Source organism: Parendozoicomonas sp. Alg238-R29, from assembly GCF_947331445.1.
GTDB lineage: Bacteria > Pseudomonadota > Gammaproteobacteria > Pseudomonadales > Endozoicomonadaceae > Sansalvadorimonas.
The window spans coordinates 39,311-55,611 of the sequence record NZ_CAMZOG010000025.1; the positions used below are offsets into that span (position 1 = coordinate 39,311).

Here is a 16,301-nt window from a genome sequence, read left to right on the forward strand (position 1 = left end):
CAACGGGCTGTATTCAAAAATTCAGCGCGTTTCTATCCACAGGCACCATCAGCAATCAGTTTGTCGATATCACTTTCGCCGTAACCAAGCTTTTGCAGCACAGAGCGATTGTCCGCACCAACCTTGCCACCGGCATGGCGATATTCAGCATCGCTGCCTGAAAATTTAATTGGATTAGCAATCTGGCGCACAGTCAGGTCATTACCAACCGCAACCTCCGCCACCAGTTCACGCTCTCTTACATGGGCATGGTTAACGGCTTCCTGCAGATCCAGGACAGGTTCTACGCACACATCGATTTCATCGAAAACAACCTGCCATTCCGCAAGGGTTCGTGTGGATAGAACATTCTGGATATCAAGCTTTAACTCCGCCTGCGTAACAGGAGACATATCTATAGCACGGGCAGCCCACTCAGGATGGCCGAGAGCTTTGAACAACCCCATAGCAAACTGAGGTTCCAGGCTACCAACAGAAAGCCAGCGGTTATCACTGGTCTGGTAATAATCGTAGAAGATTCCGCCATTGAGCATTTCTTCACCGGCTTTAGGGGAAGATGATGAAGCCAGGCCTGCAGCACCAGACATTGCATTCAGGGCAAAAGCACAATCAGTCATACTGATATCAATAAACTGCCCCTCTCCTGTTGCTTGCCGTTGAATCACCGCTGCCATAATTCCCATAACCGCATGATGAGAACCACCAGCAATATCGGCTAACTGAGTTCCCGCCAGTACCGGGCCGGTTTCTTTTCTGCCGCTGTAAGAAGCCAGCCCGGAAAGAGCGAGATAGTTAATATCGTGGCCAGCTCTGTCTTTCAACGGACCAGTTTGCCCATAACCGGTAATTGAGCAGTAAATCAGTTTTGGATTAATTTGCTTGAGTTCTTCATAACCCAGGCCAAAACGCTGCATAACCCCTGGACGGAACTGTTCAATAACAACGTCATACTCTTCCACCAGCTGACGAACAATCGCCACCGCTTCAGGCTTTTTAAGGTTAAGCCCAAGACTTTTCTTATTTCGGTTCAGGGTGGCGTGAATAGCAGAGACCCCCTTCTTCACAAACGGAGGCATATTGCGTGCAAGGTCTGCCCGACCAAACGCTTCAATACGCAGAACTTCGGCGCCCATATCTGCCAGCAACTGAGTGGCATAAGGCCCGGGCAACAGTGTGGAAAAATCGAGAACCTTTAAACCATCCAACGGGCGCGCCATATTCAGACTCCTTATTATTGTGAATACTGAGAACTATGGCAGCAGTGTAAGCTGGCTTCAGAATATGGGTAATAACGTAATCTGCCACCACAATTGGCAGTACGGTTAATCATCCACAGGTTCTGTTGCTGTGATAAGGTATTTGAGTCGCAAACATCACGACGTTAAACCTGACGTCCGTTGCCAGTACAGGATCTGGCCGCGAGAGCACCCGAATAAGAATTCTACGGTGCATTCCTGAATCTGTTGTATTTAAGGTTTATAGGAACGTTATGTCTGACCTTTTTGGGGCCGATAGCACGGCTTTTGCCAATATATTTACTTACCTTGGCCTCCCCCTTTCCAGAGATTTAAATGAAGATGTCGATGCTGTGGTTATGGGAATCCCCTACGATCTGGCAACCACCGGTCGTTCCGGCGCACGTTTTGGACCGAATGGCATACGTCAGGCGTCCAGCCAACTGCGCTGGGAAGAACAGCGCTGGCCCTGGGGTTTCACCATCCGTGATCATCTGAATATTATCGATTATGGCGATATTGTTTATGAAGAGGGTGACAGCGAAAAAATGCTGGCGCAGGTTTCTCAGGAAGCCAATCGGATTTTTTCTGCTGGTAAAAAGCTGCTGACCTTTGGCGGCGATCATTTCCTGACTCTGCCATTGCTTAGAGCTGCTTACCAGGCTCACGGTGAAGTTGCCCTGATTCACTTTGACGCTCATACCGATACCGAAGAAAGCGATGCCAAATACAATCACGGCAGCATGTTTTATACCGCTGCCAAAGAAGGTATTTATGACCCCGGCCACAGTGTCCAGGTGGGAATCCGGACTGAGTACGATGTAGATAATCACAACCTGCAAGTACTGGATGCCAGATGGTGTAATAACCATTCACCAGATGAGATTATCCACCAGATTAAACAACGGGTTGGCGACAAACCGGTTTACCTGAGTTTTGATATTGATTGTCTCGATCCGGCTTTTGCGCCAGGAACTGGCACGCCGGTTATTGGGGGGTTAAGTACTTCAACAGCTCTACAGATCCTGCATGGATTGTCAGGCTTGAATATTGTTGCTGCCGATGTGATGGAGGTAGCCCCGGCTTATGACCATGCCGATATTACATCTCTGGCTGGCGCAACTCTGGCGTTGGACATTCTGCATTTACTGGCAAGCGTTGAAAGGGCCTGATGAAGAACTTTACCACTTAGGCCCAATCAAACGCTCAGTAAGGAATGGATCCTTGGTAATACTTCCTCCATCAGGCCTGTGCATCCATGTATAGGCCGATAGGGGGAAGGTTTCTTTTTCCCCGGATTCAGAGATGGAATTTATAAAAACACGATCAACCAGCCTGGAAGGAGCCATACTGCATGATGTTAATGATTCTGCCATGCGCTTTAACTGGTAATTTTTAACCAAAGGTGCGGCATCAAACGAATCCGAGGCGAACCTGACCGCCACATAATTACCATCTGCTCTACGCTGGTAGCGAACATCATCAACAATATAATTTGAATAAACATGGGAAAAATCTCCAGGCAAGGCGGAAAGTAAAGCCGTTGCCATCAGTGATAGTTTTCCACCGGGATACACTGGCTCTTCTCCACTCTCCAAGTCGTGTTTCAAAATACGAAATTCTTCACTTTCCGAAAACCTGTGATCAATGACTGGCTGTTTCATCTGATCCAGATAGTGTTCCCGCAAGAACGCAGCCCACTCATCACTCCCTCTGTACGAAACATTATGTTTAATAACACTGAGACTATCGAGAAGGTGGAGGTAAAGCTCTGATTGCTGATGAGCAAACAAGCGATTTCTGGAAAAATCCAGATTATCGGCAAAACGCAGAAGTACCAGAAATGGCTCTTCTTTTATCGAAGCGGGGTGGTAGGTTTTGGATAATCCATAGAATTCACGCTGGCGCTTGACCAATGAGATCAAGCGTTTCTTAAAGCCGCGACTTGTGAACCTTGAATCATCCGCATTGTGATAGGAAACCGCATCAAAAACAGCAGTAAGCACACGCTTCTCAGTCGAAAGAGCCATGGGAAGAAGCTGTTTTAAAGGTTGTAAAAAATGTGTATCAACAACCTCCGCCCCCAACTGTGCATGCACATGTTTCGGGGTGTTTTTTATATTAACGAATTCGCTGTATCCAATATCGTGAACCAAAGCGACAAAACTCCCCAAAAGCATAGCGATGTCATGCTTTTTAGGGTGCTTTTGCAGGTCGTATCGCTGGTAAATTCTTGACAGGAAATCCGGGCTTTCAAACATAATCCTTTGCATTTTTTGCAAAACCCGCAAACTGTGCCCCGCATTATGGGAAGTAAACCAGGGTAAATCCGTTTCAGATTGTCGTTTGAGCCGATCGAGTAATCTTGCAAGAAATTCCTGCTCCAGCTGATCCTTATCTCCTATACCTTCGAGGTAACCGATAAAACGTACAAACGCCTCTTCAGTTTCTGGCGTCATCAGCTCAAACAAACCAGGATACACATTTGTAATTGTTTTCTGGCTGGCAGAATAGTCCCTCATAGAGGCGGCCTTGAGGGGCAAACAACTCGTTAGAAAAAGAAAGAAGAAAAACAGCCTTGTTGGTAAAGTCGCTAAAATCATAGTTCTTCCATGAACTATCCAGAAATAGAGAATTCTCTAAGTCTACTCTATATCGGGAAAGGGCAAGTGTTTGCTCACACCTTCAGCAATATTCGCTCCGGAATCACGTTCTTCCACAGCCTGCTTAAAACCAACCTCCTGTGTGCGCTGACGAAACCACAGCCCTTCAGGAGAGTGACGGGCCACGCCATCAAACAGGTTGGCAAACATCTGAGTCTGGTTCAGCCCCATACTTTCGTAAGCCTGATTCACTGTCATCTTGCACATCATCAGCTGATTGCGGGGTACACCTTTCATACGATCAGCCAGCTTCTGTACTTCCGCATCCAGCTTATCTGCAGGAACAGCTTTTAAAACCAACCCCATATCTTCGGCTTCTTTGCCGGACACCAGATCACCGGTAAACAGCATGCGTTTGGCTTTCTCCATGCCCAACCGGTAGACCCACATCATGGTTGTAGGAACACCCCAAACCCGAGCTGGCGGATAGCCAATACGGGCATTTTCTTCCATCACAATCAGATCACAGCACAGGGCTATATCACTGCCACCGGCTACTGCTGCACCGTGCACTTTACAGATAGTTGGTTTACGAGCACGCCAGAGAGACATAAAGTCTTGAGTATTACGGGACATTAAGGCGTAATCTTCGGTAGGGTCCCAGGGCATTTCCTGACTGCCGGAAACTTCCCCCTCCCGCTCAGCATAATGAGCCAGATCATAACCGCCACAGAAGCCTTTGCCCGCGCCCTGCAGAACAATCACATGAACATTGGGATCAGCTTCAGCCCTTTCTACCGCAAGACGAATCTCGGTAGGCATACGATCATTGATAGCATTGAAGCATTTGGGCCGGTTAAGGGTAATGGTTGCAATACGATCACTGGCTTCATAAATCAGGGTTTCAAAGTCCATAACAGGCTCATTAGGTTGTCAAAAGATAGAACTTTATACTCTGCTATCTTCAATTACCTTGCCATCATTTTTCAAAAAGCAGGCCGGTCATCATCAGGAAAAATGAAACAAGCCTGGTTCTGGCCCCTGTATGGAGAAAGATGAGCCAAACACAGTAAACCGATTGTTGATGACCTGTCGCTTACAAGATGTCCCCGCTTACACTTGGCTCATCAATGTGCTTCAGCGTGTCAGCCAACACCCGGCCAACCGTGTTGAAGAGCTGACACCAAGACTGTGGAAAGAAAAGTTTGCTGCTGAGCCTTTACGATCAGATCTGCAGCGTTAAAGCGATAACGGGCTGGAATGATCGGTTACTTATGTTTCAAGTGTCAGTAGAGGTAACAAACCTGTCATATGAAGACTTGAGAGCATCGCTTAACATCCTGTTTTTCAGTTTAGGGGGGGCAACAATGGATTGTTCAAGCTGTCAGCCAGTTCAACAACAAACCCTCAAACCTACGAGCTGTAAAAACCACAGGGCGACTCCTTATAACCTTAGATCCGCTTGCCATTTTCGTAGTAAAAAAGTTTGTCAGTTGGATAGCTGTGAGAAAGAAGTATTGAAGATATCTCAAGATCTTTTCGTTTCCAGAGAAAGTGACAATCTGCATCTAGTTATGCAAAGAGTCACTACCCAAAATATTGAGCAGTGGAAGAACATTGCGAAAAAGCAGGAGCTTATAAGAAAAAATCTTTACTATATGAGAAAACACAAGAGACGAAAGGGCAGTTATTATTTCCAAGATGAAGGTGTAAAACTCGTAATACCACCAAGCTTCCACTATGGAATAGATTTCCTTATTGAGTTGAAAGACAGTATTACCGTCTTTGAAAATACGCTTAGTTCATTTAAAGAGAGCAGTGAGCTTGGTGAGCACTGGATCGCCTATGCCTGCAAAACAGGTGCAATTAACTCTGATCACTTGTCACGCTCTAAAGATATTGAAATGCTAGTGAGTGTTCGAAGCCCGGCTCAAGCTCCTCTACAAATCAATGCCGGTATATCCCGTTTACCTGAATACTTGTGCAAGCACCCAACCCACAGACATCCACATCTTTCATTAAAATTACATGGTTTCAGTGCCAGAGTTATGCAGAAATACATCAAGCCAGAGAACAAATATCTTGTTTCAGTCCCTCTTCCCAAAATGTTTGAAATCATGAAACGTTCGCTTCCGAGCAGTGCTTTTCAAAAGGGGCACAACTTCCCAGGTTCCTTTATTGACCTTGAATCACCCAGAAGCAGCGGTAATCCAAAAGGCTATTTCAAAGTAAAAGACCACGAAGGAAAAACCCTATTCGAATGCGATGAGCAAGAAATGATAAAAACCCACGATTGGTGGTGTGAACTGTTAATCGACCAAAAAAGGTATTTGGTAGCGGCTAAGATTGACGCCGTCTCTGCTTTGTCATGAGATGACTTCCCCTCACCCGCTACCGCTTCAAGCTACCTCAATAGAATGCTGACTTTCAGGGGTTTTCAGTGTCATAAGATCATTCATATCAGGTTCAGCCATTTCTTTAACCCACTGTTTCCACGTGTAAGGCCAGAGAATCGGGTCGCCATCTCCATCGAGATACCAGCTGTTACAGCCTCCCACCCAGCTGGTGTTCTTCACACCATCTTTCACATACCCATTAAATCGCTCAATAGCTTTCTGACAGGGTTCCAGCTCATCAAACTCACGGTTGCGCCAACGTTCAATCAGCTTAAGCACATAATTCATTTGTACTTCGCTCATGGCAATCACTGAGAAGTTACCAATGGGCGTATAAGGCCCAAGCATCAGGAAGAAGTTGGGAAAGTCCGGCAAAAGCACAGAACGATAGGCCTGTATTTTTTCGCCCCAGGCATCATCAATGTGCAAACCATTCTTTCCAACAAGGTTCATGGGCCGCATAAAATTCAGAGGCTTGAACCCTGTAGACAGAACCAGTACATCCAGCTCATGAAGTTTACCATCACGAGTAACAATACCTTTCTCGGTAATACGCTCTATGCTTTCTGTAATCAGATGAGAATTCGATTTCTGAATCGCTTTGTAATAGGTGGTATTAATCACAACCCGTTTACAACCGACCTGATAATTGGGTCGCAGCTTTTCCCGTAACACCGAATCTTTAATACTAAAGCGCAAATTCAATTTGCAGGCTGTCTCCAGGATAAACTTGGGGGGTTTATGCCCGGTCACAGCTTTGGTAAAAAAGTGTTCCAGAGTGAACTTGCCGGTATTGCGAAACAGATTGGGAATGAACGGGAACCGCCGCATCATGGCTTTAGCCCACTCCGGGATAGTGAAGTCACTCATTGGCAACAACCACTGGGGCGTTCGCATAAACACGCTAACGTCAGCTCCAGTTTTCACCAGTTCAGGAATAAATTGCGCAGCAGTAGAGCCTGTTCCAATAACACCAACACGTTTGCCTTTACCGATTTCAACACTGTGATCCCACTCGGCAGTATGAAACATATCCCCCTGAAAGCTATCCAGCCCTTCAATATCAGGCTTTGAAGGATGGTGGAGAATGCCGGTGGCAGAAATAACAAAGTCTGCAATAAAGGTATTCCCCTGACTGGTTTCCACCGTCCATTTGCCATTGTCATAACGGGCACCAGTAACAGCTTCATTAAAACGCACTTTACCGGTCACAGCGTATTTATCTGCAATACCCTCAAAGTATTTTTGAATCTCAGGGCCACGGGCAAAGTAATTACTCCAGTTTGGATTCTGTTCAAAAGAGTAAGTGTACATATGGGCAGGCACATCACAGGCTACGCCCGGATAAGTGTTTTCTCGCCAGGTACCGCCCACCTTGGCTTTCTTTTCCAGAATGGTGATATCGGTGATACCCGCTTCCCGAAGCTTGATTGTGGCAAGAATACCGGTCATCCCAGCACCGATAACCACAACCGAAGGCGTTCTTTTATTATTATTTTCTACCATTTCAGAGTCCCGCTTAGTCTGGCTACAGACTAAATCCTTAAGCAGATTTGATCTATAGGAGAAGCAGGCTTAAATTTGTGATTTTCGGACACAACAATAAGAAAAGACGTGGTGTAACAAAAATGCAGCAGGCAGAAAAGCTGCTTGAACAAACACTGCCAATCGAAGCTATAGCCCATCATCTTGGATCAGGGTGTGACTAACTTCAACTATGCTTTAAAGCATTGTCGGGGTACAACTCCCAATCAATTTCTCAACACATTGTCCCTGCCAAGGGATAAACTCTCTATGTGATACCGGTCAAATAAACACCAATGCGTTAACTGTACAGTGCTTGGTAATTATCAAGATTTCGTAAATTTCAGGATCACCCAATGAAAAAAGGCAGACTTCTCAATCCAGAGCTTTCTAAAGTTGTTGCTGAAATCGGCCATGGCCAAATGTTAACCATTGGCGACGCAGGCCTTCCCATTGCGGCCGAGGCCAAACGCATTGATCTGGCTCTGACGGAAGGTATTCCCGGATTTATTGATACCCTGAAAGTTATTCTCAGTGAAATGCAGGTAGAAGAAGCGATCATTGCTTCCGCTATGTCCCAAGTCAGCCCGGAGATGCATGCGGCCACAATGGAAGCTCTGGCACCTTATGATATTCCGGTAACAGAAGTATCCCATGAAGCTCTGAAAAGCCAGGCGGATGAATCCCGTGCAGTGGTACGTACAGGAGAATTCACTCCTTACGCCAATATTATTCTGAAGTCTGGCGTCGTCTTTTAACGACACTTTTTAGATAGCTCAGCGGGCGCTTTTTAGATAGCTCAGCGGGCGCTTTCAGCGCCACTGAGTCATATGCTTAATTGAGAACGCCTCCTGGTTCATGGGTGGCTTTTCAGCATTTTCTCAAATTGAAAACAGATGCATCGTTGGTGTTTGAATACATCGCAGAGTCACTTACCCGTGCCTTGTTAAGCTCTCAGGCGAGCTCTTAACTTTGGACCATACTGCTCTAACAAATTAGCAGCATATGGGCGTTTATTAGCATCGTTTTCAGTTGCATCTTGAATCAATTTTTTCAGCAGCTCTTTATCTTCTTTCGTGAGATTGAAAAAGAAAAATGCCATTTTTTTAACGATCATACCAAAGGAAAAAACATCAACCCGATTATCATAATATCCTCGTACGCCACCCTTGCCTTCCAATGCGTAATCTTTCGGTGTTTTTAACTCTGGAGCAGTATACTTATGCATTCCAATCAGATTTGGAACAGGCCGCATTTTCTCCGCTGGCAAGTCCTGAGCAGCACCAAAATCAGATACTTTTAAGTCACCATTTCGCATACTAAGAATATTGTCGGGGCGCAGGTCAAAATGGACAACACCCTGAGAATGCATGTACGAGAGAGCGGTTAAAAGATCAAGAACACCCTTAAGAGCTTGCTTCCTTCCAACATTACATGGACTGTTTAGTTTATTCTGCAGGTCACCGGCTGCCAGATCCAGAAGCAATCCATCGCATTGCTTTGTTTCAGGGTCATGATATACCTTGTGGCAGGCGATAATACTCTTGTGCTTCAGCCGGGTATAAATATCGGCTTCCCTCTGCAAGCATTTCTGTCTCCCTCTTTGACTCGTACGGCCTACTTTTTTGCCCTTGCTGCTTATACACACCTTTAATGCGCAATTCTTTCCACTTCGTGTAGCCTTATAGACCGCACCAAAAACACCAGACCCAAGTTCATCTTTCTCTTCAAAAAATAATTCCTTATCTGCTGTAACAGACTTAGGAAACACCTCGTTTTCTGAAGAGGTTGGTACCAGATCTTCAGGGATGTCTGAGGCTTGTTTGATCAGACAATGCTTTGGACGATGAGAAAGAGAATAGGGTTGCCCTTTGCTTTTACCTGAACCCCGCGAATGACGTGGGTGTTTCACTACTTTCCCGATGGCCGAACGTGCTAATCCTTTTTCAAGGGTAAATACATTTGAAGGGCAATTCTCTAACGGGGGGGAAACACACGAATGATTTACCGCTTTATTTATTTCAGGAACTATTGTTCCAACCCTTCCAGCGGAAATACTGGAATTTATTGGTAATGCAGGGCGTAATCCACCTTCTTTTTTTCTTTCAGCAATGATGTCTTCTACATTCCGTGCTTGAATGCGTGAGCCAGAGCATGAAAGAAACGGTTTTTTAGACTCTCTCTGTTTATTTTCACCAGAGCGTGATTGAGATTTAGCCCGTCGCTGTTTTATGTATTGTTCCCTTCTATCGATTTCCAGAGGCTCGACACAATCAACAGTCTTATTATTCTTCGCCTCATCGACTGCTGGCGTAGTACAAACTGGTAAAGTCACTACAATCCCATGCCTCGGTTTTATCCCTTCACGTGAGTATTTTCCACTTCGAACTCTGGTACATCTTTCTGCATAAATATCGGTCACACTTCGGGACAGGTGCTGAGAACTCCCGGCCGCCAGATCTGTTTTTAGATTGTTGTGTGTCTTTTCATACAGAGACATTCCCTTCTTTTCTTTTCGCCTCATCAAAAAGCAAGCACGATTAGGATTTTCCAACAGCTTCGAATCTGCAGATAAACTGACTTCAGGCTGATGTTCCCCAGATTCTTTATCCACTGAGTCAGTCAATTTGTGATTTGGAACTCGGCGGGAAAGTACAGACTCTTCCCGTGGTTTGGATATGGCTGAGCAGTCTTTAGAATTGCGCCTCACTTCAATAAACGTTTTTGCATCTTTTGCCGAATGCGGGCGCCCAGCCAGCACGGACTCCTTCCGGAGGTTCTCCCGCACTTTCCCGTGAAGATCAGTTTTCCGCTTTCTTTCAGATTTTGGGAAACAAGGGCGTTCTGATCCGGAATACACAGACCCCTGACTCTTAGGGGCCGTTCGGACAGGCGAAGGCTCATTTGTCTTCCAGGGCACAGTTTTGAGTTCAACAGCATATCTTCTGAGGGCTGGCCTGGTAAGCTGCTCACGAACAACGGACTTAGCAGGCAAGCTTTTCCCCATACGGGCAGGTTGAGAAGGCCGCGATACGACTTTTTGATCAGGTAGAATATAAGAAGTGACTTTTCGCCCAAAAGCAGAAAGAGGTAGCTTCATCAAAGTTCGGCCGAACCCTTGAATTTTCGAAGAAAATTCGTCGTATGCCCAGCTTACACTTGAGTAAAATCCCCAATAACTCATCTCGTTTCTCCTGACAATCCTTATCAATGAGCAACTATTTAGAGGGAGAATGAGGGGAAAAGTTCCTGCTATCGTGCCTTTTTCCACCTGAAGGAGCCTTTAACTGCTACTTCGAACCAGAGTTAACCGGCTCAGCAGAATACCGCGAGCTATAGGTCACGACTGCCGATTCAGATATAGTTATCTTCAAGTCCCCCGCAATTCAGACGCACAATATGCCAACTGTCAGCACCAGCCCATCTGTCAGCTACCGCAATATTTTCCAGCTTGCTTCTACCCGTAAGGGAGGAGATGACAATCTGGAAGCATTAATTGCCTCACACCGGCCCAATCCAAATCTTGCCGATGTACCAGAAGATCGCTTTCTTGCCGAGTTCACCCGCAAGGTTTTTCAGTCTGGTTTTGTCTGGCGGGTTGTGGACAATAAGTGGCCCGCCTTTGAAGAACTATTCTGGGGATTTGATGTCGACAAGCTGCTGATGATGCCCGATGAAATGCTGGAACGAAAAGCCACCGATCCGGCTATTATCCGCAACCTGAAAAAGGTGTGGAGCATTCGCGAGAATGCCATGATGATTCAGGACGTGAGAAATAGTGAAGGCAGTTTCCCACAATTCATTGCAGATTGGCCGGAAGAAAATATTATTGGCCTGTGGCAGTTCCTGAAAAAGCATGGCTCACGGTTAGGCGGCAATGTGGGACCGTACGCTCTGCGTTTTCTTGGTAAAGATACCTTCCTGCTCAGTCGTGATGTTGAGGCGTTCCTGCGTGAACGGGAAATTATTGAAGGCGGGCTGACCAGCCAGCGCAGCCTGAAAGCCATTCAAAACTTCTTTAATGACCTTCAACAGGAAAGTGGTCGTAGTCTGAGCGAGTTAAGTCGTTTAATTGCTTTTAGCGCCGGGGAAAATACCGTATCAGCAGAACCTGCATAGTTAATATTGATTATTACAGGTCAGGCTTGAATAGAAGTCCTGACCTTCAGAAGCTCGCTTAGCTCTACATCAGAGCCTCATCAAAAGAACGGATAAACATGGTGAGAGATTAGGGGGCGTTCTCAATGAGGTATCGAACGCAGCATTGCCGGAATACTTGTTGCCTTTCAAAATTCTGCAATGCAACCATAGAGACTCTCGGAACCATAGACTCTCGGAAATAGACAGATCACTCTCCAGGTTTCTATCGTCAGACTGCAGAAGAAATGGAAAGCTGAGAGAGGTGGGATTTAACTGGCCTGCCTCTCTCAGATGAACTGTAGAAGATGAACGCTCTTACAAGTCAGTATCTCCTGCTTCTTTCAACCCTTCCATAGATGTCAGGCGGCCAGGCTGATACTCCAATGATCGCCGGTAATAAATAACAGCATCATCAGCTCTGCCCTGCATGAGTAAAAAGTCACCGTACATCTCATTGGCAGGTTTAACGACTAATGGGATGCCGTGTTCATGGACCATGCTGTCTTCCATTTGGCTGGCAGCAACCAGATGTTCTTCTGCAGCGTTTTGATCTTTATCCGCCAGAGCCATTAAAGCATCGACCAGTCGGCCCATGATTTTAACTGCATCCCGGGAGGGTGGCCCCATACTGCTTGGATCTTCTGTTAATAGATTACGGTACTCCTCAGCCGGCCCTGCCATATCCTGATACTCCCCACTGCGCCAGGAGCTGTAAACGTTGGCAAAGATATTGGCCGCCCGTGCACCCATATCTCCATCAGTGCCAGGAAAGTCATTTGCCCTGACTTTCAGAAACTCGGCTGTATTAACCGGGCAGTCCACAAGAAAGCCGGCTCGAGCAAACTGCAGATATTTCAGTTTGGTTCCTGTGGGTCTTTCTGTATAAAGCCGCTGCAAACTTTTCAGGACTTTATAAGCATCCCCGTGACGACCTTGCTGCAGCATGCCATAAGTAATCCAGCCGAAACCGTGGAACTCCAGGTTGTCTTGGCTAAGACCTGTATCTTTGACTCTTTGTTTAGATGCTTCCCATGCATTTTGGTTGATCTCGATAACCTTCGGCCAGTTCCCTTTGGTGTAATAGTAATGGGAAGGCATATGGAGAGCATGTATGGATGCTGAGGCTATATCTCCAAAGGAGTCGGCCGCTTTACGTGCCCAATCTCCCTGTACAGTATTCTCTGAAGCATGAATAAGATAATGTAATGCTCCGGGATGTTGGGGGTTTTCTTTCAACACCATGTTGAAATATCTTCTGGCTCGGCTGTTGGTTTCAAAATCCCTGACACCCCGTCGAGAGCCCAAAATGGCATAACCGTAAAGGACTTTAAGCTCAAGACTGTCTGGATACTGTCCCTGAAGGACTCCAAGAACATCACGAAATTGTTGTAGTCGGGAGCCTTTCTCATAGGGCATAAGCCCTACCCCATTCCCTTCCACCAGAATCCGTGCAGCGGCGATCAGGCCTTGTTCTATACCGCTCAAACTACTCAGGTTGATATTGTTCATCATCCTGTTGTAAGCATCGCGGGCCTGTTCTGGCTCTTTGGCATACCAGACAAACATATGGCTGGCCATAATTTCTCCCCAATACGCCATTGCGAATGTGGGGTCCAGTTTTTGGGCCTCACGAAAACTCCAGGTGGCCTCAGGGAATTCATACGTATGAACAAGCTTCATGCCGGTGATAAAGTGTTCACGGGCTTTGGCGTTTTTCGTTGTGACATCAAATGTGAGATGCCCAAGGTTTTTTCCTCCCTGCCAGGGTGGATACATTGACACTTCACCGTGATAATGAGCGGCTTGACTCGATAAAGACAGTAAAGAAAAACACAATAGAAAGAGAAGGTTATGCAATTTCATGAGGGGGTGCATGGTCACGTCCTCCTTGACGAGAGCAGACAGATCCCTTTCAGTTAAGCACGAAAACTCAAAAGACAGCCATGGGTCTGGCTGGAGTAAGCGACCCAATAATTATGTATAAAGAAGTTATATCCCCCCGCTTGGTAAGGCTCTGTTCAACTTTGAAGCTGAACAAAGCCTCACCCATGAATGACTAAATCTAACCTGCCGTGAATTGGTGAACTTACGCCTGAAGAGAAAGCAGTGATGGCTATTTTACTTCCTTGCTTCAAATGATCGAATAATGACCGTTTAAAATCATGCGGTTACGTCCGATGTGGCTGCCTGTTTTCAATTTGCCTGCCATTCCTCTAAAAATCTCACTTTGGGTTATATTTCAAGATTCTTAACGACCTTCTTGAGGCTTAATCTGAGTAACAGACACCGTCAAATCATCACGACCATACTGAACCTCTGCTTTTTTACACGAGTCTTGTGCTTGGCGAACAAAGGCCACTATCTTCGCAGCAATATCATTGGGGTCTGTACAACCTCTTTCATTCAGACGGGCAATGAGTTCCGCCATTTGTTCAGGCAGTAAGTAATCGTATATTCCATCACAGGCTATCACCAGGTAATCATCCGTACCCATGGCTGTTTGCGTCACTTTGGGCCGTGCAGAGAGGCCCGGTGTCCAAGGGTCACCAAATTTACGAGCAAGGCCGCTTTTGTTTGTACGATACGCTTGACTGATAACTTCTTTGCCTCTGCGTTTGTCCGTAGATTTTGAAAACTGATTATCGAGTATTTTTTGATCGGTTGTCAGCTGCTCAGCTTCGAACCCTGAACCCTTGCAACGAATAGCAACGGCGCGTGAATCACCCACATTGAGAAGTGTAACTGATTGGCCTTCAACAACGGCTACGCATGCGGTTGTACCGGTCCCCAGCATATAACCGGCTTCCTGGTCCACTGCGGTACAACCTGTTTTTAAAGCATTGACCTTAGCTGCAACGGGATTCATAGTCTTGGAAAACTCTTGAAGCCTTTTTTCAAGCTCCAGAGGTAGCTTTTCGGCAATTTTTTCGGAATACTCAAGTCCATAATTCTGCCCATGCCCATCGTATACGCCAATGATTTGATTATCCTTGCCATCAATCTTCACAGAAGTGAATGAAGAGGTATCATGCCCCTTTCCATTCATTTTGACAGTAACCACTCCTGTTTGGGTTGAATCTGTTGGGTAAGAATTTTGTGTGTAAGAATGATATTTATCGTCTTGTTGATTCCATTGTAAGCCAGCTAAATCTACTTCTTTAATGATATTATTCACATGTTTGTACTCGCCTAAATCCATATAAGAAGGCGCCGTACCCCCTTGGTTGATTGCTTCAAAGTGAACTTTTTGCTGCTCTTTGGCGCGTTTCTTTTCCTTCTCGAGTGAGGTATTAATGGTACCCATGTCCAGCTCAAGCCTGTAATCTGCCGTACACCGACATTCAGAGTTATTCCAGATGAGTTTGTCGTTGGCCAAAAAGTGTCTCACTTTGGTTTTCGAAACAGTGCGATCAGGGCTCACAAGAGTATCTTCGCGCTTGACAACACTGAGCGCCTTTCCTGGCAAGAGTGCAGAGCATCCTGACGTATCACAATTAACGGTAAATTCTTTCGAAACGGCGCGAGTTGTTACGGTGTAACCAGAAAAATTTGATTCCAGACCTGCACTGGCAAGACTGGCTGAAGTTGATTGGCGCGTGGCTTCTTGCGTTCGGGGACGAACACAACATAATAAGTTTCTCATCGTATTCCTTCCCTGAAGATGGTTATTTAAACCTTCACCTTATTTATTTGCTTGTTGATGTTATATAGATTAAAAAATGTTTCAAAATTCATCTATTAGACCAAAGTTGCTATAAGGTGTTTCTTCCAGATCATATTCTTAATGATTTGATTTTGGATGCCAGGCAGACCTGCTCGGAGTCAATGAACTGCCCCACCGCAAGCTACGGGGAATTCAACCCTCAGAAATTAAAGTTAATTTTCTTTTCGATGCTTTCTCAAACTCGGTATCAGTCAGCTTTGTACTGGTATCGAAGTGCTTTACTGCACGCCGTGATTCAAGGGCTGTAAAGATATCCATGATGATTTCCTTTCTGGTTGATACCAGCGGTTATGGAACAACGTTATTTCGTGGGTGAGATAGCCGCCAGTGATACAGGTTGTACCGCGGCTTTTGTTTGGTTGTGATGAGAATGTGCTGCGTGCATCTTCATGCGGCTGTAAACCATAACTCCAGCCAGAATCAGGAGAGAGGCCAGCAGAGTCTGCAGTGTGTATGGCTCCTGGAACACCATAAAACCAATCAGCCCACCGCAAAATGTTGTCACACTGCCAATTTGGGCTCTGTTCACAATAAATGTGGGTTGAGCCAATGGGATGCTTCCTGATCTAACAAACTCTCTTCCGAGAAGATATGTGTCTTTAAAAATCGTTTCCAGCCCAGATAGCGCGATAAATATTTCGTTGCTACGCCTTTGAAAAAACCATTAATCCAACGTTTG

Annotated in this window: 13 protein-coding genes and 1 pseudogene; 5 read left to right on the forward strand and 9 right to left on the reverse strand. The window is 45.8% G+C overall.

Annotated elements, in window-relative coordinates; translation table 11 throughout:
• Nucleotides 1-32: 32 nt before the first annotated feature.
• Nucleotides 33-1,217 carry a CaiB/BaiF CoA-transferase family protein gene (locus tag QMA35_RS08480; RefSeq protein WP_281646714.1) on the reverse strand — a complete coding sequence of 395 codons (1,185 nt, stop codon included), beginning with the start codon at nt 1,215-1,217 and terminating at the stop codon, nt 33-35.
• Nucleotides 1,218-1,489: 272 nt separating this feature from the next.
• Here QMA35_RS08480 and speB point away from each other — a divergent pair, with 272 nt between their 5' ends.
• Nucleotides 1,490-2,407, forward strand: a complete 918-nt coding sequence (gene speB / locus QMA35_RS08485) for an agmatinase (RefSeq protein WP_281646715.1) — start codon at nt 1,490-1,492, stop codon at nt 2,405-2,407.
• Nucleotides 2,408-2,416: 9 nt separating this feature from the next.
• Here the strand turns inward: speB and QMA35_RS08490 are convergent, their stop codons facing one another.
• Nucleotides 2,417-3,757, reverse strand: coding sequence for a hypothetical protein (locus tag QMA35_RS08490; RefSeq protein WP_281646716.1), 1,341 nt, complete (start codon nt 3,755-3,757; stop codon nt 2,417-2,419).
• Between the two features lie 123 nt (nt 3,758-3,880).
• On the reverse strand, nt 3,881-4,753 hold the full coding sequence (locus QMA35_RS08495; protein WP_281646717.1) for a crotonase/enoyl-CoA hydratase family protein: 873 nt from the start codon (nt 4,751-4,753) through the stop codon (nt 3,881-3,883).
• A 163-nt stretch (nt 4,754-4,916) separates the two neighbouring features.
• Between QMA35_RS08495 and QMA35_RS08500 the strand changes: the two are divergent.
• Nucleotides 4,917-5,081 (forward strand): annotated as a pseudogene (locus QMA35_RS08500) (transposase domain-containing protein); the annotation flags it as partial.
• 124 nt (nt 5,082-5,205) lie between these two features.
• Nucleotides 5,206-6,210, forward strand: a complete 1,005-nt coding sequence (locus QMA35_RS08505) for a hypothetical protein (RefSeq protein ID WP_281646718.1) — start codon at nt 5,206-5,208, stop codon at nt 6,208-6,210.
• A gap of 27 nt (nt 6,211-6,237) precedes the next feature.
• Here QMA35_RS08505 and QMA35_RS08510 read toward each other — a convergent pair whose 3' ends face one another.
• Entirely contained in the window at nt 6,238-7,740 is a 1,503-nt protein-coding gene (locus QMA35_RS08510; RefSeq protein ID WP_281646719.1) for an NAD(P)/FAD-dependent oxidoreductase, read from the reverse strand.
• A 374-nt stretch (nt 7,741-8,114) separates the two neighbouring features.
• On the opposite strand from QMA35_RS08510, the gene rbsD reads away from it, so the two are divergent.
• Complete coding sequence (gene rbsD, locus QMA35_RS08515; RefSeq protein ID WP_281646720.1) at nt 8,115-8,516, forward strand: D-ribose pyranase; 402 nt, start codon at nt 8,115-8,117, stop codon at nt 8,514-8,516.
• A gap of 188 nt (nt 8,517-8,704) precedes the next feature.
• On the opposite strand, the gene QMA35_RS08520 is transcribed toward rbsD, so the two are convergent.
• Nucleotides 8,705-10,942 carry a protein kinase gene (locus QMA35_RS08520; RefSeq protein ID WP_281646721.1) on the reverse strand — a complete coding sequence of 746 codons (2,238 nt, stop codon included), beginning with the start codon at nt 10,940-10,942 and terminating at the stop codon, nt 8,705-8,707.
• Nucleotides 10,943-11,157: 215 nt separating this feature from the next.
• Between QMA35_RS08520 and QMA35_RS08525 the strand changes: the two genes are divergently transcribed.
• Nucleotides 11,158-11,877 (forward strand): DNA-3-methyladenine glycosylase I, encoded by a 720-nt coding sequence (locus QMA35_RS08525; RefSeq protein WP_281646722.1) that lies wholly within the window; start codon nt 11,158-11,160, stop codon nt 11,875-11,877.
• Nucleotides 11,878-12,213: 336 nt separating this feature from the next.
• Here the strand turns inward: QMA35_RS08525 and QMA35_RS08530 are convergent, their stop codons facing one another.
• From QMA35_RS08530 to QMA35_RS08545, 4 genes are all read right to left on the reverse strand, one after another.
• Nucleotides 12,214-13,674 (reverse strand): hypothetical protein, encoded by a 1,461-nt coding sequence (locus QMA35_RS08530; RefSeq protein ID WP_281646723.1) that lies wholly within the window; start codon nt 13,672-13,674, stop codon nt 12,214-12,216.
• A 472-nt stretch (nt 13,675-14,146) separates the two neighbouring features.
• Complete coding sequence (locus QMA35_RS08535) at nt 14,147-15,541, reverse strand: PP2C family protein-serine/threonine phosphatase (RefSeq protein WP_281646724.1); 1,395 nt, start codon at nt 15,539-15,541, stop codon at nt 14,147-14,149.
• A gap of 213 nt (nt 15,542-15,754) precedes the next feature.
• Nucleotides 15,755-15,880, reverse strand: a complete 126-nt coding sequence (locus QMA35_RS08540; protein ID WP_281646725.1) for a hypothetical protein — start codon at nt 15,878-15,880, stop codon at nt 15,755-15,757.
• A 43-nt stretch (nt 15,881-15,923) separates the two neighbouring features.
• On the reverse strand, nt 15,924-16,172 hold the full coding sequence (locus tag QMA35_RS08545; protein ID WP_281646726.1) for a hypothetical protein: 249 nt from the start codon (nt 16,170-16,172) through the stop codon (nt 15,924-15,926).
• Nucleotides 16,173-16,301 lie beyond the last annotated feature (129 nt).